Origin of the sequence: Tamlana sp. I1 (genome assembly GCF_015355625.1) — a bacterium.
In the GTDB taxonomy this organism is placed as follows: Bacteria; Bacteroidota; Bacteroidia; order Flavobacteriales; family Flavobacteriaceae; genus Pseudotamlana.
This window is the reverse complement of the sequence record NZ_JACLAF010000001.1, coordinates 13,518-34,544: the sequence shown is the minus strand read 5'-3', so window position 1 is coordinate 34,544 and position 21,027 is coordinate 13,518. Positions and strand designations below refer to the sequence as shown.

At 34.1% G+C, this 21,027-nt stretch carries 15 protein-coding genes; 9 read left to right on the top strand and 6 right to left on the bottom strand.

Annotated elements, in window-relative coordinates:
- Positions 1 to 258: 258 nt before the first annotated feature.
- The 8 genes from H6X70_RS00135 to H6X70_RS00100 all read left to right on the top strand — a co-directional run bounded on the left by H6X70_RS00135 (position 259) and on the right by H6X70_RS00100 (position 12,503).
- Complete coding sequence (locus H6X70_RS00135; RefSeq protein ID WP_194765651.1) at positions 259 to 777, top strand: DUF5004 domain-containing protein; 519 nt, start codon at positions 259 to 261, stop codon at positions 775 to 777.
- Positions 778 to 874: 97 nt separating this feature from the next.
- Entirely contained in the window at positions 875 to 1,957 is a 1,083-nt protein-coding gene (locus H6X70_RS00130; protein WP_194765650.1) for a hypothetical protein, read from the top strand.
- A 25-nt stretch (positions 1,958 to 1,982) separates the two neighbouring features.
- Positions 1,983 to 4,919, top strand: coding sequence for a SusC/RagA family TonB-linked outer membrane protein (locus tag H6X70_RS00125; RefSeq protein WP_194765649.1), 2,937 nt, complete (start codon positions 1,983 to 1,985; stop codon positions 4,917 to 4,919).
- Positions 4,920 to 4,946: 27 nt separating this feature from the next.
- On the top strand, positions 4,947 to 6,455 hold the full coding sequence (locus tag H6X70_RS00120; RefSeq protein ID WP_194765648.1) for a RagB/SusD family nutrient uptake outer membrane protein: 1,509 nt from the start codon (positions 4,947 to 4,949) through the stop codon (positions 6,453 to 6,455).
- Positions 6,456 to 6,569: 114 nt separating this feature from the next.
- A complete protein-coding gene (locus tag H6X70_RS00115; RefSeq protein ID WP_194765647.1) occupies positions 6,570 to 7,820 on the top strand; it encodes a glycoside hydrolase family 71/99-like protein in 1,251 nt (416 codons plus the stop codon).
- 27 nt (positions 7,821 to 7,847) lie between these two features.
- Complete coding sequence (locus H6X70_RS00110) at positions 7,848 to 9,866, top strand: glycoside hydrolase family 97 protein (RefSeq protein WP_194765646.1); 2,019 nt, start codon at positions 7,848 to 7,850, stop codon at positions 9,864 to 9,866.
- A 326-nt stretch (positions 9,867 to 10,192) separates the two neighbouring features.
- Positions 10,193 to 12,052: a tetratricopeptide repeat protein gene (locus H6X70_RS00105; protein ID WP_194765645.1), complete on the top strand. Its 1,860-nt coding sequence runs from the start codon at positions 10,193 to 10,195 to the stop codon at positions 12,050 to 12,052.
- 97 nt (positions 12,053 to 12,149) lie between these two features.
- Entirely contained in the window at positions 12,150 to 12,503 is a 354-nt protein-coding gene (locus H6X70_RS00100) for a hypothetical protein (protein ID WP_194765644.1), read from the top strand.
- A 49-nt stretch (positions 12,504 to 12,552) separates the two neighbouring features.
- Here H6X70_RS00100 and H6X70_RS00095 read toward each other — a convergent pair whose 3' ends face one another.
- Positions 12,553 to 14,463, bottom strand: a complete 1,911-nt coding sequence (locus H6X70_RS00095) for an ABC-F family ATP-binding cassette domain-containing protein (RefSeq protein ID WP_194765643.1) — start codon at positions 14,461 to 14,463, stop codon at positions 12,553 to 12,555.
- 86 nt (positions 14,464 to 14,549) lie between these two features.
- On the opposite strand from H6X70_RS00095, the gene H6X70_RS00090 reads away from it, so the two are divergent.
- On the top strand, positions 14,550 to 14,933 hold the full coding sequence (locus H6X70_RS00090; protein ID WP_194765642.1) for a DUF983 domain-containing protein: 384 nt from the start codon (positions 14,550 to 14,552) through the stop codon (positions 14,931 to 14,933).
- Positions 14,934 to 14,983: 50 nt separating this feature from the next.
- Here the strand turns inward: H6X70_RS00090 and H6X70_RS00085 are convergent, their stop codons facing one another.
- The 5 genes from H6X70_RS00085 to gldK form a co-directional block, all read right to left on the bottom strand.
- Positions 14,984 to 16,057, bottom strand: a complete 1,074-nt coding sequence (locus tag H6X70_RS00085; protein ID WP_317171431.1) for an FAD-binding oxidoreductase — start codon at positions 16,055 to 16,057, stop codon at positions 14,984 to 14,986.
- 78 nt (positions 16,058 to 16,135) lie between these two features.
- Positions 16,136 to 17,026 (bottom strand): gliding motility protein GldN, encoded by an 891-nt coding sequence (gene gldN / locus H6X70_RS00080; protein ID WP_194765641.1) that lies wholly within the window; start codon positions 17,024 to 17,026, stop codon positions 16,136 to 16,138.
- Positions 17,027 to 17,181: 155 nt separating this feature from the next.
- A complete protein-coding gene (gene gldM, locus H6X70_RS00075; RefSeq protein WP_194765640.1) occupies positions 17,182 to 18,744 on the bottom strand; it encodes a gliding motility protein GldM in 1,563 nt (520 codons plus the stop codon).
- A 55-nt stretch (positions 18,745 to 18,799) separates the two neighbouring features.
- Positions 18,800 to 19,438 (bottom strand): gliding motility protein GldL, encoded by a 639-nt coding sequence (gldL, locus tag H6X70_RS00070; protein WP_194765639.1) that lies wholly within the window; start codon positions 19,436 to 19,438, stop codon positions 18,800 to 18,802.
- Positions 19,439 to 19,507: 69 nt separating this feature from the next.
- A complete protein-coding gene (gldK, locus tag H6X70_RS00065; RefSeq protein WP_194765638.1) occupies positions 19,508 to 20,875 on the bottom strand; it encodes a gliding motility lipoprotein GldK in 1,368 nt (455 codons plus the stop codon).
- Positions 20,876 to 21,027 lie beyond the last annotated feature (152 nt).

Sequence of the window (21,027 nt, the reverse complement as noted above, 5' to 3'; positions counted from 1 at the left end):
GCAAGAATTAACACAATAAATGTTATAAAAACGTTAAAAAAACGCTGTAAATTTCTCAATTCTATCTCGATTTTTTCAAATACACAAAAATCACAAACAACTGTTAATCAGTGATTTGAATTAAAATTCAATCTAAAATCATCTTGATTTTTCCTCAATATTTTTTTTTAAGAAACTCTAGTTTCTAATTTGGCTTTATCCTAATTAACTCAAGGATAATAATTATTAACTAATCATTTAACTAAACTAATTTAATCTATGAAATCCATTAAAGTATTAGTATTCGTTTTTTTTGGTTTATTAGCCTTAGGCTGTAACAAATCAGACGATGGTTCTTATGTAGAACCTATTACTATTTATGAAAAAATGCAAGGCAATTGGAGCTTATTGAACCTGAAAATGGTCGACCAATTCGCAAAAGCCAACGCCATTGAACCAAGCGAACAGAACCTTAGCACATTATTTAATTATGATGTATGCACCATGGCATTTAATGTAGATGCAAACATGGAGCCTACAAGCTATGAAATCTCTGGAAATGTACCACCAATATTTCAATTAAAAGGCTATTGGGGGTTAAGCAATGCATTTCAGCAAGCCAACTCTGGAGCCATCCAAATTCATTTGTATAGCGATGCTGAAAAATCTAAAATAACAGACTCTTTGTTATTAACATCGGTTCCTGGAAGCAATGAAGAAATGGAAGTACAATTGGTAAGAACCTCGGGAGGCACACCATTTATTTCCTATGTATTTAGTTTGACTTCAAACAACTAAAAATTAATACATAAAACTTTCATTCCATATTTTCTGTTCTCAAGAAAATATTGAAATGAAAGCAACATGTACCAATAAACTTAATAACTATAAACAAATGAAAAAAATTATACATTTTATATTAATAGCTTTATTTGTAGCAACCAATTTCGCGCAAGCCCAAGAGGAAGTTGGAGGTGCAAATAAAATTTGGTCCAATCCTGTGGTATACAATTACGACGAGGAAGTGACTTGGTATTTCGATTTATCGACAACATCTTTTGCTCCAGATGAAGAAATTTACATCTGGATTTGGTCACCTTCTGAACCTGATGCAGGAAACTGGGAAAACTCATCTGAATTTGCTCATTTAACCAATGAAGGCGAAATGGTATGGAGTTTTACTTTAACTCCTACAGATTATTTCTCGATGAGCGCCGAAGATATTGCTGCAAGTGCTGGTTTTTGGTTTCGTTTAAAAGATAAAACAGGATCCAAACAAACCGATGTTTCCAATGTAACATATACCCCATTTGATTCCTTTTATACGGCTGATGAACTGATTCGTGCTTATCCTGAGGCACCATCTTTAAACAGCCCGCTAAGTATTTTATTTAACTCCAACTTAGTTCCAGGGTTTGAAAACGTAGCGAGTGTACACATGCACAGCGGATTAAACAACTGGGCGATTTTGCAAGAATACCAAACTTGGGTACCAGAAGTCGTAGAAAAAACAAAGCTTAAAGATTTAGGAAATGGTTTTTATAAAATGGATTTCATTCCATCTGAATATTACGAAGGTATCCCTGATGGCTTTGTTATGGAAAACATTAACTTTTTAATGGTAGGAACCGATTGGGCTGTTAATTCTGGCGACCAAGTTATAAATGCCGCAGAATACATACCGCCACCACCACCTGTGTTTCGCTTTTTTCCTTTACAAATAAGCAAAAAAGACTTTTTAGGAATTTCAAGGATCTATAACGAAGTAGGTACCACTAAACTTATTTACACTATTACTGCTGGAAGCAAAGTAATTACAGGTGAATTTAGCGGAGGTGTAAGCGAAATTAAAGGTTTTGTTGATTTACCAACGGCGCTTCAAGGCATGAATAACATTAACGACATTCATGTATTGGTTAAGGATAATAAAGATAGAACGATATCGGAAACAACCATTCCTTTAAAAACTTTAGACTAACAAATAACTAAAAATATAAATTCTAATGAATAACAAATATTCACACATAAACTTTCCGAAAGGAAAGACAAGAAAGTCTTTTGTTTTAATTGTTGTGTTATTCTTCTTAACATTAACAATAAACGCGCAAGAGAAAAAAATAGTTACTGGTACCGTTCTAGACGAAACAGGAATAACATTAGCTGGTGCTACCATCCTAGAATCTAAAACAATAAACGGGACAACCACTAACTTTGACGGTAAATTTGAATTAGAAGTAGCCGTGGGAGGCACTTTAGAAATCTCCTATATTGGGTACACTTCACAACAAATACAAATAACAGCAAACACAAACGCGCCTCTAACAATTACTTTAAAAGAGGATGCATTTGCTCTTGATGCTGTAAAAATTGTTTCTGTAGGTTATGGAACAATGAAAAAATCTGATTTAACAGGAGCAATTTCAACCGTATCTTCTAAAGAATTAGTACAAGGTACCATAACCTCAACCGAGCAAGTATTACAAGGAAAAGTTGCTGGTTTAGTGGTTACACAAGACACGGGAGACCCAAGTAGTGGTTCGTCATTACGTTTAAGAGGTGGTACATCTTTAACCGCTAGTAACAATCCTTTAATTGTTGTTGATGGTGTTTCTGGTGTTGATATTAACGTGGTACAGCCTGCCGACATTGAGTCTGTAGATGTTTTAAAAGATGCCTCTGCTACCGCTATTTACGGATCGCGTGGTGCCAATGGTGTAATTATTATTACAACCAAAAGCAAGAAAAAAGGATTGTCTTTTAATTATAACGGTTTCACAGGTATAAGTCAAGCTTCAAATCATTTAGATATGCTTTCTGCAAACCAATGGAGAGGCTATGTAAGAGACAATAACTTAACCGATGCTATCGATTTTGGCGCCGATACAGATTGGCAGTCAGAATTAGAAAGAAATATGGCGTCTACACAATCGCATGTTATAAACATGGCATCTGGAACCGAAACTGGTGGTTTAAGAGCTTCTATTTCATACTTAAATAAAGAAGGTATTATTAAAACCACAGGCATGGAACGCTTAAACGCGAGTTTAAACACCCACCAATACATACTTGATAAAGCCATTAAATTTGATGCTGGTTTATTTGCTAATATTGATAAATGGCATCCTTTAGACTACAGAATTTTCGAACGTGCTTTTAACTTAAATCCAACCATTCCAGTTTATGATGCTGATGGTAACTTTACTGAAGTTGGAGGAACTCTTTACGAAAACCCTGTTGAAATATTAACCAACAGAAATGCAGACAGCAAACGCAACAGACTTTTAGGATACTTTAAAACGGAAGCTAATTTCTTAAATGACTTTCAAGCCATTTTAAACCTATCTGTAGAGCATAATGCCAACACAGGAAACACCTACAAGCCAACTTATGCTGTTATGGAAGGGCGAAGTGAAAATGGTTACGGACAAAAAACTTATGGTGAATACACCACCATGCAACTTGAAGCCTATTTAAATTACAACAAAGAGTTTGGGAAAAGCACTTTAAATGCCATGGCTGGATATTCATACCTTAACAATATTTATGAAGGGTTTGGAGCACAACGTAGTGGTTTTGTTACCGATTTATTTGAATACAACAATTTAGGAGCCGGACAAAACTACCGCTTAGGTGATGTGTATTCTTATAAAGGAAAATCGAATTTAGTGTCACTATTTGCTAGAGCAAACTACGCTTACGATAGCAGATATATGTTTACAGCTACCATAAGAAAAGATGGTTCTAGCCGTTTTGGTGAAAACAACAAATGGGGAATCTTCCCTTCGGGCTCTGTAGCTTGGAACGTAACAGGAGAAGATTTTATGCAAGCTTCTGAAGATTGGCTTACAAGCTTAAAATTAAGAGCGAGTTATGGTGTTACAGGTAATCAAGATGGCATTGGCGAATATAAATCATTATCAATTTTAGGTGTTGGTGGCGATAGTTATTACGATCCTGCTACAGACTCTTGGAGTTTAGCCTACTCGCCTGCACAAAACCCAAATCCTGATTTAAAATGGGAATCTACAACCCAAGTTAACATTGGTTTAGATTTTAGCTTATTCAATAGAATTTCTGGGTCCTTAGATTGGTACAATAAAAAAACAGAAGATTTATTATACACTTACGAAGTACCACAACCACCTTACTTAGTGGGTACCATTCTCGCCAATGTGGGTGAGCTAACCAACCAAGGTTTAGAGCTTACTTTAAATGCGAACATCATTCAAAATGATAATTTTAACTGGGACACCAATTTTACTTTTGCTAAAAACACTCAAGAAATTGTAAAATTATCCAATCAAATTTACGAAACTGATGTTATTTATAGCGGTTCGCTTCATGGCTTATCTGGCATGTCTAACCAGTTTTCGCAAGTGATTAAAGAAGGGTATCCTGTAGGTACATTTTGGGGCTATGAGAGTTCTGGTCTAGATGAAAATGGCGAGTTTATTTTAAGTGATGAAAAAACCGCAATTGGCAATGTTCAACCTGATTTCACAATAGGTTTCGGAATGAATTTCACCTATAACAACTTTGATTTTGGATTTACAAGTTACGGCAGCTTCGGACAAGATGTTTTAAATGCAACAAACATGATGCTTTACGACCCAAACAGATTGCCTGCTTATAATGTGCCTGATGCCTATTTGGATAGTGGCATCAACTCGGCGCCAACTTTCTCTAGTTATTGGATTGAAGATGCTTCTTTCTTCAGATTACAGACCGTGACTTTAGGATATACCATTCCGTTTAAAAATTCAACTTCTAAAATTAGATTCTATGTATTAGGAGAAAACTTAGCAGTATTTACAAATTATGAAGGTGTAGACCCTGAAGTAAACTTAACAGGATTAGACAACCCTGGTATCGACAGATTTAACAATTATCCAAGACCTACTACGGTTTCTTTAGGATTGAATCTAAGCTTAGGGTATTAATCAATAATAACGATAAAACGAATTATAATGAAAATAAAAAATATAACCTTAATAGTATGCACGGCGCTATCCATATTTGCTTGTACAAATTTGGAAGAAGAGTTATTTGATAAAGTTAAAGATGAAGATTTTGGTAAAACACCAAAAGAAATTGAAGCCCTTGCAGGAGGAGCCTACTCCTCTTTAAGAGGTTTTCAAGACGATATCTCTAATGCTTTTCCGGCTTCAGAATATGTATTTTTCTTAAATGAAGTCGTTTCAGATGAAGCTAACATTCCAACAAGAGGTACCGATTGGTATGATGGTGGTCAATATCAAAATGCACAAAGACATACCTGGACACCAGATAACGGCATGATTTTATCTGCTTGGAGATACTGCTACGCCGGGATTGCAAAAATAAACTCAATTATTTATCAAATTGATCAATCTGGATTAACAGAAGATGCTAAAAAACCCATTTTTGCTGAATTAAAATCTGTTAGAGCCTATTACTATTACATGCTTTTAGATTTATTTGGTAATGTGCCAATTGTAACAGATTTTGAAGATTTAGGATTGCCTGCAAATTCATCAAGAAAAGAAGTTTACGATTTTGTTGAAAGCGAATTAACAGAAGCTCTACCTTACTTAAGAGCTGATATTGCGTACTCAAAATTTACTAAAAATGTAGCCTACGCGCTTTTAGCTAGATTATATTTAAACTCTGAAGCCTTTATAGGTCAACCACGTTGGCAAGATTGTATTGATATGTGTCAGAATATTTCTGGATACGCGTTAGAACCTGATTACTTTGCCAATTTTGCAACTCAAAATGAAAACTCTACCGAAATCATTCTTGCCATTCCTTACGATAATGATGCTGGTACTATAGGAAACTATATGAGTTCGATGTCCTATCATTATTTACAACGTTTTGCAGTTTCTCCAACTGGAGACTACCCATGGTCTGCAAATGGTATGTGCGCGCAACCAGGAGTTTACTCCGATTTTGATGATTTAGATCGTCGTAAAGCTTCTATGTTAGCAGGCGAACAAATTAATTTATCTACAGGATCTGTAATTATTATGGATAGTGGTCAACCTCTAAATTACACCGAAGACATCTCTAACTTTGAAGATGCCAAACAAAATGAAGGGGTACGTTTAAATAAATACCAAATTAACGCGGGCGACCAATGGGAACGCGATAACGATTTTGTACTTATTAGATATGCTGAAATTTTAATGATGCAAGCCGAATGTTACGTACGTTTAGGATCACCAGATCTAGCACGTCCTTTTCTTGATCAGATTAACACAAGAGCAGGCATGACAACGCCAAGTACTATCGATTTGGCTTACTTAGACAAAGAACTACTTCGTGAATTTATTTTTGAAGGACACCGAAGAACAGATAACATTAGGTTTGGAACATTTTTTCAGCCTTGGTGGGAAAAAGGACCTACAGAAGCTTATAGAGCTATATTCCCAATTCCAACAACTGTTTTAAGTGCCAATACAAACCTTACCCAGAATCCTGGGTATCCAAATTAATTAATTGTTTGAGTTTGTTTTCAGTTAGCCTTCTATTTTTTTTAGTTAGTTTTTTAGAAGGCTAACATTTTTTAATCATCACATAAATCATCTTTTTTAATACATATTTTAACCATGACTAAGTTCATTTCAAATTTAAGCATCCTACTTTTCTGCTTACAAATTTCAGGTTGTGATTCCGATTCTGATACTATGAAAGATGAAAAAGAACCTTCTTTTAAATTAGAGGTTTTTGATGCTGTTCCTATAAATAAAACTAATAACACAAAAGTTTATATGCACTATATGCCTTGGTTTGAAACTAAGGCAAGTAGTGCAAATAATCAATGGGGCTACCACTGGACCATGAGTAACAAAAACCCAGACATTACAGATGCCTCAGGAAAACGAGAAATTGCTTCACATTATTACCCTTTAATAGGTCCGTATCACTCCGGAGATAAAGATGTTATTGAAAATCATTTATTACTCATGAAGTATGCAGGTATCGATGGCGTTTTAATTGATTGGTATGGTGCTTACAATTTAAATGATTATAAAATTGTAAAAGACAATGCCGAACAACTTATTGCTATGTTGGAAGATGTAGGACTGGAATACGCTATTGTATACGAAGACCGATTTTTACCCCAAATTGTAGATGCCAATTTAGCACCAAACGTAGAAAGTGCAGCAAAAAAAGATATGGCATACATGCAAAATAATTACTTTAACGATGCCAATTACATAAAAATAAATAATCAACCTTTACTTTTAAATTTCGGTCCTATTACACTAAGCACTCCAGATCAATGGACTCAAGTATTTAGTGCTTTAAATCCGAAACCAACATTTTTAACCTTATGGAACGAATCTTCAGAAGCGGGAGATAATGCGCAAGGTGAATATGCTTGGGTATATAAAGACAATTCATATCTATCAAATTTTTACAGCAATGTGCTTCCAAACCTTCAAGTTGGCATAGGAAGTGCCTACCCTGGCTTTCATGATTTTTATAAAGAAGGTGGTACATCTACCGATATTGGATGGACCATAGCACACAATAACGGCGCTACTTTAGATGAAACTTTATCTATGGCAAAAAATGCCAATCTAAAATATTTACAACTCATCACCTGGAATGATTTTGGCGAAGGCACCATGTTCGAGCCTACTCAAGAGTTTGGCTATTCCTATATAGAAAAAGTAAAAGCTTTTGCAGGTGTAGAAAACACAGGTAATGTGTTTAGCAACATAAGCAACCTGTATAATTTAAGAAAAGAATTTAGCGACAATGCAGCGATTCAAAAAAAGCTAGACCAAGTATTCTATTATTATGTTTCCCTGCAAACCAATAAAGCTACCGAACTTCTGGAAACCCTATAAAATATAACCAATCATTACAACATCATAATGAAAAATTCACGATACACTTTCTATTTCATTCTTTTATTAAGCTTCGGATTGCTGTCCTGCAATTCAACTAATAAAACCTATCAAATAGAGTCGCCTAACCACAATAACATCTTAACATTTAGTTTGACTGAAAAAGGCGAACCGCAGTATAATTTATCACATAACGGTAAAACAGTCATTAAACCTTCATTTCTAGGCATTGAATTTGAAGATGTTAAGGCCATGACCTCTGGTTTTGAGGTTTTAAATGTTGAAAAAAACACAGTAAATACCAATTGGGAACAGCCTTGGGGAGAATTTAAAACCATTACCGATAACCACAATGAACTTATTGTTCATTTAAAAGAAACTAAAGGAAACAACCGTTTAGTTAATCTTGTTTTTAGAGTTTTTAATGACGGATTAGGGTTTCGCTATGCATTCCCAAAACAAGATAACCTTAATAAGGTAAAAATATCGAATGAAATTACAGAATTCACCTTTCCTTTCGATAATGATGTTTGGTGGATTCCTGTACATGCTGAAAATAGTTACTACGAGAGTTTCTACAGAAAAACCCCAATAAGCAAAACAGATACCATAAACACACCAGCAACTTTTGAAACTAAAGACAGTTTATTTGTAGCCATTCATGAAGCTAATTTAACCGATTTTGCTTCCATGACATTACTTAAAACCAATAACAACCAATATGAGAGCAATTTAGTACCTTGGGCAGATGGCGTAAAAGTTTATGCTGAAACACCTTTTAGTACCCCTTGGAGAACCATTATTGTAGGTGATACGCCTGGCGATTTGGTGACTTCAACACTCATGTTAAATCTTAACGAGCCTTCAAAAATTGATGATGTTTCTTGGATAGAGCCTTCAAAATACATTGGAATTTGGTGGGGTATGCATTTAGAAAAATACACCTGGGGACAAGGCGAAAAACACGGCGCCACAACCGAAAACACAAAGCATTATATCGATTTTGCAGCTAAAAACGGTTTAGATGGCGTGCTTGTTGAAGGTTGGAATGTAGGCTGGGATGGCGATTGGACTGCCGATGGTACTGCTTTTAGTTTCACCCAATCGTATCCAGATTTTGACTTAGAGGAAATAAGTAAATATGCCGCTAAAAATAATGTGCGCTTAATTGGACACCATGAAACGGCTGGAGCTTCTAAACATTATGAAAATCAGCTAGAAGATGCTTTTGCTCTGTATAACAAACTAGGTGTCAATGCTGTAAAAACAGGTTATGTAAATAAATTTTTAGATAAAAAAGAATGGCATGATGGCCAATACGGCGTAAGACATTACAGAAAAGTTATTGAAACGGCCGCTAAATACCATATTATGATTGATAATCATGAACCTGTAAAAGGAACAGGATTACAACGTACATATCCTAATTTAATGACTCAAGAAGGTGGCCGCGGACAAGAATATAACGCTTGGTCGGCCGATGGGGGAAATACGCCAGAACATACCACCGTTATGCCTTTTACCAGAATGTTATCTGGACCTTTCGATTTTACTCCTGGAAACTTCAATTTTGATTATAAAACACCAAATAATGCCATGGTTCAAACTACCTTGGCAAAGCAATTGGCTTTGTATGTCGTTATTTTTAGCCCCTTACAAATGGCTTCCGATTTGCCTGAAAATTATGAAGGAAAACCAGAATTTGAATTTATAAAAGAAGTGCCTTCTATTTGGTCTGACACCAAAGTATTGGATTCAAAAATAGGCGATTATACAACTATAGTTCGTAAAGATTGGGATGGAGACAATTGGTATTTGGGAAGTATCACGAATAAAGAACCGCGTAACCTGAAAGTAGACTTATCGTTTTTAAACGCAAATAAAAAATATACCGCCATAATTTATGCCGATGGCGATGTTGCCAATTACAAATTAAACCCCTACCCTGTTAATATTTCTAAACAAACTGTAGATAACCAAACGGTATTAGATTTAAAATTAGCTGCGGGAGGTGGTACTGCTATAAAATTCACACCTATTATGTAAGCTGAACTCGTACTACTCTTAATAAATTAAAGCAAAACCGCTGTTGAATTTATAATTCAACAGCGGTTTTGTAGTTTAGTATTATTAATAAAAGTCAAAAAACTTAAACAAAAGCCTTTTAGCAAACCTTAAAGAAATGCCTAAATTACGCCTATCTTTTTTCCATTTTCGTAGTAATAATAGTTTCTCTTATCAATTTATTTAAAAACATCACTGTAAGTATAACATTAGTAAGAAGTAAGAATAGAATTCTATATTTTAGCTCTTAGAAAATCAATTAACATTTTTTTTGAATTTATCGAAAAGCACCTCAAGAACCACTTAAAATGATACTTCTTAAAAAAATAAGTACGCTTTTTTTTATTCTAACTATTTCTTATTCAACGGCACAAACTCCCATAGATAGCCTTATTAGTTTCGCTGAAAACTCTAAAAGCGATACAGAGAAACTTCAGTATTTGGATACAATTACAAAGCATTTCATTAGAGAAAACAGCCCTAAACAAGTCGCCCATATTAAAACATATATCGATATAGCCCTTAAAAATAATGAGTTTGACCAAGCCGCATTAAAATCTCGATTTTTAATGCAGTATTATAATGACACCAATGATTTAAAATCTCAGAAAAAGTGGATCGATTCCATGTTAGGTTTTGCCAATAAGTTTAAAAAACCAAATACTAAAGCGCATATTTTATTAAAAAGAGCTGGATACCATTTTGTTAATACGAATTACCAATTAGCTTTAAAAGATTACAAAGCAAGTATCCCGTTGTTTCTTAAAGAAAAGGACTCTATTTATGCTGCAGATGCTTACTTTTTTTCAGGACAAGCTAGTTTTAGAAGCAACAACTTCCCGCAAGCGGTACAAATGTTCGAAAAAGCAAAAGGCTTATATGACAAACTGGGTGATCTTGAATATACTATAAATGCGACCTACGAACTTACTAGTCTTTATAATATAAACGGACTTAAGGATCTAGCATTAGAACAGCGTAAGGAGCTAAAAAAACTAACCGAGAAACATAAATCGCCATGTACTCAAGCCTTAATTACTTTACAAACAGCAGCATCTGTATTGAAAGGAGGAGGGAATATGGACTTTGAAAAAGAATTTGATTTGGTAGAAAAAATGATTTCTAACTGCGACAACCCTTACTTCAAAGAACGCTTTACTTACTATTTAGAAGCCCATAGAACGGCATATTACGCTGATAAAAAAAATAAAGCAAAAGCCCATGCCTCTTTTAATAAAATGATGGCATTGGAAAAGCAGCTAAAAAATAATTATGAAGAAGCATATTCCCTAAAACCAAAAGCTAAATATTATCAACTTACAGGAAAAACCAACCTGGCTATAAAAAGTATTAAAAGCTATTTACAAAAATTAAAAGATACGCCTTTAAACATTGAAATTATCGAGGCTCAAAAAATATTAGCTGATTTATACCTTAGCCAAGGCGATAATAAGCTTGCAAACACCTTTTTACAAAAGTATCTAACTTTACGAGATTCTCTATATAATAAATTTGTCGCCAATTCTTATGCTTTCTATCAAACGCGGTTTGAAACCTCTGAAAAAGAAAAACAAATTATAAAACAAAATGCCGACATTAAAATTCTTGAAGATCAAAAAAAATTAGCCAGTACAAGGTTTTATTTATACCTAGTGTTGGGGTGTACAATACTTATCATTTTATCTGCCATCTTTTATCTCTTTCACCTAAATTCTAAACAAAAAAGAAAAAACCTGCTAGCACAGTTAGAAGAAAAAGAAAAAGAGCTTAATAGCTTCACTAAAGCCCTGCTTAATAAAAGTGAAGAACAAAAGGCCTTGGAAGTTGAATTTCAAAATCTAAAAAATACTTTTGGCGATCATGAAGAACTTACCGAACTAAAACAGCTTACGGAATCGAAAATTTTAACTGCTGATGACTGGAGCCTCTTTAAAGAAAGATTTAATGAAGTTTATCCACACTTTTTTATCAACCTTAAAAATAACCATCAAAAGTTAACGAATTCGGAAGAGCGTCTGCTTGCTCTTGAAAAACTAAATTTAAACACATCTGAAATTGCATCGATGTTAGGAATTTCTCCTGATAGTGTTAATACCTCTCGATACCGCCTTCGAAAAAAGCTAGATGCTCCAAAAGAAAAAACCTTACTAGAAGTTATTGAAATATAATGTGTTATAATTTTGTCTAGAATTTTGTCTAGCCACTATTTTAGCAAAAACCTAATCTAAATCGTCTATTTGTTTATCGATTTTAAACAAATAGACCATGGTGATATTTAACAGCTCTAAAAGAAAAAGAACTTTACAATTAATAGACTTTTTAACAGCAAATAAAATAAATTCTAAAAAAGACAGTGATGTGTTAAAACTATTATTCAACAAACTATTTCCCTTATTTCTTTATAAGATAAAACTTTATGGGATTACACTTTCTAACCAAGATGAAATGGTTATAATCTTAGAAAAAATTGGGTATAATGTAAACCAAATTTCTAAATCACTAGAGATTTCAGTCGAAGAAGTAAACCAAATAAGGCAAAACTTCTACAACAAATTTAACTACCTTAAACCCGATGCTTTATTAACCTACATAGAAAATCCTTTTGAAGCGTTTTTATAATAGATTAAAAGCATTAACCAAAATATCAAATGCTTCTTATTTAAATCCCTTATTCGCTAAAAGCATCAATATCCATTTGAATGGTTTCCCATTGCTCCATAAAAGCTTCTAAATCCTTTTTCTTCTTCTGATAGTTATCAAAGAAATTGGGCTTGGATGTGGTTTCTTCATAATTAACTTCTAGTTCCAAATCAATCGCCTTTAAATCGCGTTCTAACTGATTAATTTTAGACTCCACATTACTTAGTTTATTATTTAAAGACTTCAGCTTCTTCTGGTCTTCATAAGAATGTTGAGTTTTAACCTTAGGGGTTTCCTTAACCACAGTACGCTTTTCAACTTCTCTTAAATTTTCAACTTGACGCTGTTCTAGGTAAAAATCGATATCACCTAAATATTCTTTCAGTTTATGATCTTTAAACTCGTATACTTTATTGGTTAGGCCTTGTAAAAAATCACGATCATGTGAAACTAAAATCAATGTCCCTTCAAAACGTTTTAGAGCTTCCTTTAGAACATTTTTAGATTTAATATCCAAGTGATTGGTAGGCTCATCCATAATAAGCACATTAAAAGGCTGCAACATTAATTTAGCCAAAGCCAAACGGTTACGTTCCCCTCCCGAAAGCACTCGAACATATTTATCGGCTTCATCGCCTCTAAATAAAAAAGAGCCTAAAATATCACGAACTTTACTTCTGTTGGTTTCATTTGCGGCATCAACCATGGTGTCGTATACCGTTTTATTACCATCGAGATATTCAGCTTGATTTTGAGCAAAATAACCTATCTGAACATTATGCCCCAGTTTTAAGTGCCCCTCATATTTAACATCGCCAACGATAATTTTTGCTAGCGTAGATTTTCCTTGTCCGTTTTGTCCAACAAAAGCCGTTTTCCCATCGCGTTCAATTAATAAATCGATATCCTGTAAAACGTGATTATCACCATAGCTTTTAGAAATCGCTTCAGCTTCAACAACCACTTTTCCAGGCGTAATTGAAACCGGAAAATTAAGAGTCATCACACTATTATCATCTTCATCAACCTCAATTCTATCAATTTTATCAAGCTTTTTAATAAGCGATTGTGCCATGGTTGCTTTAGAGGCTTTGGCTCGAAATTTTTCAATAAGCTTTTCAGTTTGCTCGATTTGTTTTTGCTGATTTTTTTGTGAAGCCAACTGCTGGGTTCTCAATTCTTCGCGTAACACTAAAAACTGTGAATAAGGCTTCGGATAATCGTAAATACGTCCTAACGAAATTTCTATGGTACGATTGGTTACATTATCTAAAAACATTTTATCGTGCGATACAATGGCCACAGCTCCGGAATAATTCTTTAAAAAACCTTCAAGCCAGATTATCGATTCGATATCTAAGTGGTTGGTTGGCTCATCTAAAAGTAAAATATCATTGTTTTGAAGCAGCAATTTGGCTAACTCAATACGCATACGCCATCCCCCAGAAAAAGTATCGGTAAGCTTATTAAAATCTTCGCGTTTAAACCCTAAACCTTGAAGAATCTTTTCTGTATCGCCTTGATAATTATACCCCCCTAAAATCTCATATTGGTGTTGCAATTCATTAATATCAATCATTAATTGATGGTAGCCTTCACTTTCATAATCAGTTCGTTCTGCCATTTGATTATTTACCAACTCCATTTTAGCTTCCAAGGCCTTAATTTCGGTAAAGGCTTCGTAAGATTCTTCTAAAACAGTACGCCCCAAAATAAAATCGATGTCTTGCTTTAAAAAACCAATTTTAAGGTCTTTATCAGCTGCAATTTGTCCCGTATCGGGTTCCATTTCCTTCGATAAAATTTTTAACATGGTTGATTTACCGGCACCATTTTTCCCTATTAACCCGATCCGATCACCATTACCTAATTTGAAAGTAATATCTTCAAACAGGTATTCCCCTTGAAATGAAATCGATAAATTATGAATGTTCATCATAGAAATGTAACTTTTATCACGGACGTTTAATGTTTTAAGTCTTATTTTTGTACCGTAATTGCGGTTGCAAAAATACGTTAAATTATATGTTTAAAAAAGGAAGTAAATTATATAGTATTTTCATGGGTGTTTGTCCGAAATGCCATGAAGAATCTATGTTTAAAAACAAGAATCCCTACATCCTTTCTCAAGCCTTAGACATGCATGAAAAATGCTCTAATTGTGGTACGAAATACAAAATTGAACCCTCCTTTTTTTATGGTTCTATGTACGTAAGTTATGCAGTTGGTATCGCTTTTGCTGTTGCTGCATTTATTATTTCCTTTTTTATTTTTAAAGCCGGAATTAATGCTGTATTTATTTCAATAGTCCTAACATTAATAATTTTTATGCCTATAATTTTAAGGGTTTCAAGAAATATTTGGATTAACTTTTTTATGAGTTACGACAAAAAATTAGCAAAGAAATAAGCCTGTTCCTTACCTAATAAAGCATTGTTCAGCATTAAAACAGTAGTAATTTAATGCTCAAATCTTTTAATATCAATCGCCTTTTCAAGCGGTTTGTTATTTTCAATAAAATCGTAAAGTTGTTTGGCTACATAAGGCCCAATCATCACACCACGAGTCCCTAAACCATTCAAAACAAATAAATTTTTATGTTTGTCATGCTGTCCAACCAAAGGACGTCTGTCTTTTACAGTGGGACGAATCCCTGCCACTTGATTAACGATTTTATAAGGACAACTTATTAGCTTGGTTAACTTGGCTGCAAGTTCGTCTTTAGCTTTAATTGAAACATTATTAGTTAAATCTTTCCACTCGTAAGTTGCGCCAACAATGTAAGTATCATCGCCTAGCGGAATTAAAAACACGCCGGCTTTTAACACAAAATCGATTTGTAGTTCTGGGGTATGAATAATTAACAATTCGCCTTTAGCAGGAACTAATGGTAAGTGCTTAAAAAACGGATTTTGCTTTATACCGTAGCCTTCAGCAAAAACAACTTGTGCTGCTGATATGTTTTTATATTGAATACCATTATTAGTTTCTTCAATCAAATCATACTCAAAAGCATCTTCAAAAAGTAGATTTTTACTATTTAAATCAGATTTATATGCCTCAATCATGGTTTTCACATCAATACGACCCGTTTCTAAAACTTCTCCAAAACCAAAAGGCGCATCGATAGCGGCGTTATCATTTTTAATGATTTTTGCTGAAAGCCATTTAGAAAGTAGTGGTTTATCGGAAGCCGAAAACCAATCATTTTGCTCTTCTAAAGAAGCAAATTTTCTGTAAACAGGAATTTTATAATCTAGTTTTACATTGAGTTCGCTTTCAATTTTGGCATAAAGGGGTAAAGCTAAGTCGAGTTGCTCATCACTTTTCCAAACGGATGTAAAGCGTTTTAAAACTACAGGATTATACAAACCTCCTGCTACAGTTGAAGATTGCTGTGACGCATTATCAAACACCACAAACGATTTGTTATTCGCTTTTAATTGCTCGCAAAAACTAATACCAGCAATACCTGTACCTACAACGATATAATCTACTTTCATAATAGCGCGAAGATACGCTGTTTTAAGCAAAATTTTAAAGACAAAAGAGTCCAAAAAAAACGCCTACTTAAAAAGCAGGCGTTTCATATCATTTTAAATCTTTAAAACTTAGTATGTCCACATATCAAGTTCAAAATCTCTAATTTTATCTTTAATTCTTTGCGATTCTAGAAGTTGCATTAAAGCATTTTGCGAAACATATTCTGAAATAGCTCTATCTCCTTGAACATTTTCTTCTCTGTAAATATAACCATGGAAACGTCTTGCATTTAATACGTGGTCGTATGAGAATGGCATCGAGCTGTTTACGTTATTAAAAGATTTTGCTTCATGTAACACTTCTCTAGCATCTGGGAAAAACACCCAAAATAATTCAACTAAATCTGGTTGTTCGTCATCTATAAAGTTAACATCGGGAGCAACTGGCGCAATACCAAGTAAACGGTATTTCATTTCTGCTTGACGCTTATCAAAATACCATAATCCTTTAATGTGATATGCTTTAATATCGGCTCCTGTAATTTCTCTTCTGTTAATATACTCTGCCGATAAAGTTTCACCCGCATTTAATTGCTCGATACCTAACTCGGTAGTATCAACTTTCATTAAAGCAAATTGGATATCTTTAAGCGTTCTTTTAGAAGTAAAATAAGAATCGTCATAGATGTTCTCTATTTTTCCATTCCTAATGTTTTTCATAAGAACATCATAAAGTGAGCGTCTATCGCTACCAATATTATTGGTATCTATTGGGTAATACAATGGGAAGTTTGCACGCTCATCAAGCACTACTTTTTCCCAAACCATTTTAGAAAACAAGATATCTCTATCATCAACATAACCATATTCTAAAGGTTTATCATTGTCTACTGCCTTTTGATCTGCTGTTCTAACACCAATTTCATCTGGACTTTTTGCATTTAATATATTCGCTTGAGCAAACATACTAGAAGCTGTAACAACAGTAACAACGGTTAATAAAAAACTTTTTAAATTCATGTGTTTATATTTATTGTTTTTCAATGGTATTATGTAACATCCATATAATTTCAAGTTGAAATTCAACCTCACATGATATGGATGTTTCATGTTGTATTTTTTACCTTTTAATACTTTATAGTATTAACAATCGCTTTTATTTTATAAACTCAAGCTTAGTTTGTAAGCTCGATAAAAACTGGAGATACTTTTTTAAGTATCACACTAACACCGCTAGCTTTAGCTTCAATATCAAATATTTGAACACCAGAACCACGTTTTGCTTTTAATAAAGCTTGTTGTGCTCTACTATCTAACTTATTTCCATTAACATTTATTGTAGGCTGCCCAGGAACTTTAAATTTAAATCCTGTTACACGTAATGGTAATTCGAAATCGAAATCGTCAAATTTAGCACCAATAGTTGAGATTTTAAGACTATTACGTTGCATTTTTAATGCGCCGTCTTCACCTCTAACTGTTCCAGTTGGTTTTGGTAAATCTTTAATTCTGAATTTAGCTTTATCACTTACTCTACCGCCATCAGGTAATGTACCAGATACGTTAATAGTAACCTCTCTACCTTGAATTCTTGTTGCATCCATTACGTAACTGCTACCAGATTTTCTAGATAAACCTTGAGCACTAGCGCTCACTTTATTATCAGGAATACCTGCAAAAGAAATGGTCATTGGGTTTTTAACACCACGGTAAACCACATTCATTTTATCAGCAGAAATGGTTGCTGAATTTGGCTTTGCTACAGTAGCGAAAGATGAATTTACAGGAACCTCAACTTCTTCTCCATCTTGAGCAAAAATTAATTTTCCTTCAATTTTGTGTTCTCCAACACTGCCTGTTCCAATTTTTAATTTCACTTTACCTTCTTCAATAACGTATTGCTCTTCAGTAAGTGCTCTACCGTCTAAAGTTAATTCAACTCGTGATGGTTTTGTTGAAGCATCTTTACGACCTAAAACAATTTGTCCATCAAACTGCTCACCATTAAAGTAAGCCGATTTTGAAGTTTCCATTAAAGTGGTATAGTTTGTCATAGACACCTCGCTAGAAAGTGTTCCTTGTAACATTGTTGATAAAACTTCAGATTCAGTCGTTTTAATATCTGCTTGAAGTTGTGTCATTTTAGTTAATGAAGCTACTAAAGGAAATCCTTTATAATGGTAATCTAGCCAATCAACTTTGATGCCATCTCTATTTGTAACTTCATCAGTACTAAATTCTGCTTGTACATCTTTAATTACAGACTCCATACCTTTTTCATCAGATAAAAGATTAACAACGCCATCTCTAAAAGTAGAGATTTGTGCTAAAAACTCTTGTCCGCCTTCACTAATTTTTCCGCCTTTAAAGAAATATTGATCAAGGTAATCGCCTTTGTCCATAATTTCATAATCCGTAGGATCATCAATTTTAGCGGTCATATCACCTTTTAATTTATCTAAATAAGCATCAAACTCTTTAGCTAAAGCATCAATTTTTGCTGCTTTTTGCTTTAAAGGCTCGTATTTTTCAGGTTGATCTGTAGCTTTCTGATCTAAATTCGCCATAAAACTGTTGTTTTGAACAGTGCTTGTAGCGTTAGATTTAGTAAGCTTTTCGTTCATTAATCCGAAGGCTGAAAGTACTTCTTTCGACATATTTAAAGCGAGCATCGCGATAAATATTAAATACATCAGATTAATCATTTTCTGTCTTGGTGATAAATTTCCTCCTGCCATGTTTTGTAATTAGGTTTTTGGTTAATTAATAGTAATTTGGGATTAACGCTCCTAATTATTTATTCATTGCAGATAACATACCGCCGTATACACCATTTAAAGAAGATAAGTTTGAAGCTAATGCTTTCATTTGCTCCTCTAATTTAGCAGCATTATCAGCAGACTCTGCATTAACAGACGCTTGTTTGCTTACGCTTTCTAATTGTACTTTATATAAGCTGTTTAATGATTCCATTTGAGCAGCAGCTAAAGTAAGCTCTTCACCATATTTCTTAGTAGCTTCAATTGAATCTACAGTAGAACCGATGTTTTTAGCAGCACCTTCAAAGTTTCTAATGCTTGTTCCTAAGCTTGACATTAATTCAGCATCAACTTTAGCTTCTTTTAATAAATCATCTAACTTTTTAGATAATAATCCTTGTGCATCTTGCTTTTCTTCTCTCTTTCCTGATTGTGCTCCACCAGCTAATTCTGGGTATACTAAAGACCAATCTAAATCCTCATCAACAGGTTCGAATGCTGATAATGCAAAAATAATTGCTTCTGTTACAAGACCTATAGTTAACATCACGTTACCTGTTAGTGGTCCGATTTCAAAGTGAATAATTTTGAATAGTGCACCAACAATTACGATTGCTGCTCCTAATCCGTACGCCATATTCATGAACTTTTTACTTGCTTTTGACTTTGCCATAATATTCGGTTTTAAAAAATTTAGTAGGTTAATTTATTATTATTGTTATTGATTAGATTGATTTTAGAATTACTGACCGTTTTTGGTTACTTGTGTCCCCATGTAATCTTGAACGGTTCTGAATCCTATATAACTTCTTGCAGAATCTGCATACTCGTAATCTCTTGAACTAACTTGTAAAAAGTAAGCTACATCTTTCCATGAACCACCTCTTACAATTTTACGTTGGTTATCTACATCGTTCACACTTGGGTTGATAGTAGATGTATATTGATATGCAGAAGGATCATAAGATGCATTTACCCATTCTGATACGTTACCAGCCATGTTGTATAAGTTATAATCGTTTGGCTCGTAAGACTGTGCTTCAACAGTATATAAAGCTTGATCGGCTGCATAATCCCCACGTACAGGTTTAAAGTTTGCCATAAAACAACCTCTATCGTTTTTCGTGTAAGGTCCTCCCCAAGGGAATGTTGCTGCTTGCAACCCACCTCTAGCGGCATACTCCCATTCTGCCTCAGACGGTAATCTGAATGTATTTACAGCAGCTGCACCAGCTTTAGAATTTTGGTAAGTATTCTTCCAAAGTGTTCTCCACTCGCAAAATGCTTTGGCTTGTTTCCAAGTTACTCCAACTACAGGATAATCACTGTAAGCATCATGCCAGAAATAATCGTTGTGCATTGGTTCGTTGTAAGAATAAGCAAAATCTCTAATCCATACTGTTGTATCTGGATAAATTTCAATCTCTTCTTTTATAATAACATCTTTACGCTTAACACCTCTGTTTCTTGCGGCTTCTTGGATGTCCATGTGGTTGTATTGAAATTTAAATTTCGTTACATCCCAAGTACGTTTTCCGTTATATGATTCTTCTTTAGGTAAATACATGGTATCCATAACTTCAGTATAGTATTCGTCTGGATACTCTTCGGTATTGTAAATTAAATCTACGTCTTTATTTATTTTTCGGCCTTCATAACCTGTTGGACCAAGACCCGTATAGTTTTCGAACATATACTTCTCGTAAACCGACATGTTTGCAGTATCTGCATCTTTAAACGCAAATTCTCCAATGCCACCATCTTCAGGAGTTAAACCTACTTCATCAGCTAAAACAGCAAGTTTCATTCTTACGATTGAATCTCTTACCCAATTAACAAACTGACGGTATTCACTATTGGTTATTTCAGTGGCGTCCATATAAAACGATCTTACAGTTACAGTTTTTGCAGGTGCATCATGAACTCCAGCTAGATCGTCATCGGCTTTACCCATAATAAAAGCGCCCCCAGGAATAAGTTCCATCCCATAAGGCTTTTCAGGATGCCATTTTTTCCCTTTCACACCAACTAGCTCGCCCCTGTCTTTAGAGCCACAACTGGCAAGAACTACTAATACTGCGGTTAATAATAAAAACTTCTTCATATCCATAGTAAACTCGAGGTTAATTTATTTAGCTTTTTCGATTACGAGAGCGTAAACATATTTATATATTATTTAAAAAACAACTTTTTATCTAAAAAAATAACGTTTCATCGTAAAAAAATAACACTTAAACGGTGGTTAAATCCATTTAACTAATC

What these genes read in the sequence shown, in the direction of transcription:
- gldK (WP_194765638.1), bottom strand. Translation starts at nt 20,875, where the DNA reads ATGGATATGAAGAAGTTTTTATTATTAACCGCAGTATTAGTAGTTCTT.
- gldM (WP_194765640.1), bottom strand. Translation starts at nt 18,744, where the DNA reads ATGGCAGGAGGAAATTTATCACCAAGACAGAAAATGATTAATCTGATG.
- gldL (WP_194765639.1), bottom strand. Translation starts at nt 19,438, where the DNA reads ATGGCAAAGTCAAAAGCAAGTAAAAAGTTCATGAATATGGCGTACGGA.
- H6X70_RS00115 (WP_194765647.1), top strand. Translation starts at nt 6,570, where the DNA reads ATGACTAAGTTCATTTCAAATTTAAGCATCCTACTTTTCTGCTTACAA.
- H6X70_RS00125 (WP_194765649.1), top strand. Translation starts at nt 1,983, where the DNA reads ATGAATAACAAATATTCACACATAAACTTTCCGAAAGGAAAGACAAGA.
- H6X70_RS00110 (WP_194765646.1), top strand. Translation starts at nt 7,848, where the DNA reads ATGAAAAATTCACGATACACTTTCTATTTCATTCTTTTATTAAGCTTC.
- H6X70_RS00095 (WP_194765643.1), bottom strand. Translation starts at nt 14,463, where the DNA reads ATGATGAACATTCATAATTTATCGATTTCATTTCAAGGGGAATACCTG.
- H6X70_RS00105 (WP_194765645.1), top strand. Translation starts at nt 10,193, where the DNA reads ATGATACTTCTTAAAAAAATAAGTACGCTTTTTTTTATTCTAACTATT.
- H6X70_RS00135 (WP_194765651.1), top strand. Translation starts at nt 259, where the DNA reads ATGAAATCCATTAAAGTATTAGTATTCGTTTTTTTTGGTTTATTAGCC.
- H6X70_RS00130 (WP_194765650.1), top strand. Translation starts at nt 875, where the DNA reads ATGAAAAAAATTATACATTTTATATTAATAGCTTTATTTGTAGCAACC.
- H6X70_RS00100 (WP_194765644.1), top strand. Translation starts at nt 12,150, where the DNA reads ATGGTGATATTTAACAGCTCTAAAAGAAAAAGAACTTTACAATTAATA.
- H6X70_RS00120 (WP_194765648.1), top strand. Translation starts at nt 4,947, where the DNA reads ATGAAAATAAAAAATATAACCTTAATAGTATGCACGGCGCTATCCATA.
- gldN (WP_194765641.1), bottom strand. Translation starts at nt 17,026, where the DNA reads ATGAATTTAAAAAGTTTTTTATTAACCGTTGTTACTGTTGTTACAGCT.
- H6X70_RS00090 (WP_194765642.1), top strand. Translation starts at nt 14,550, where the DNA reads ATGTTTAAAAAAGGAAGTAAATTATATAGTATTTTCATGGGTGTTTGT.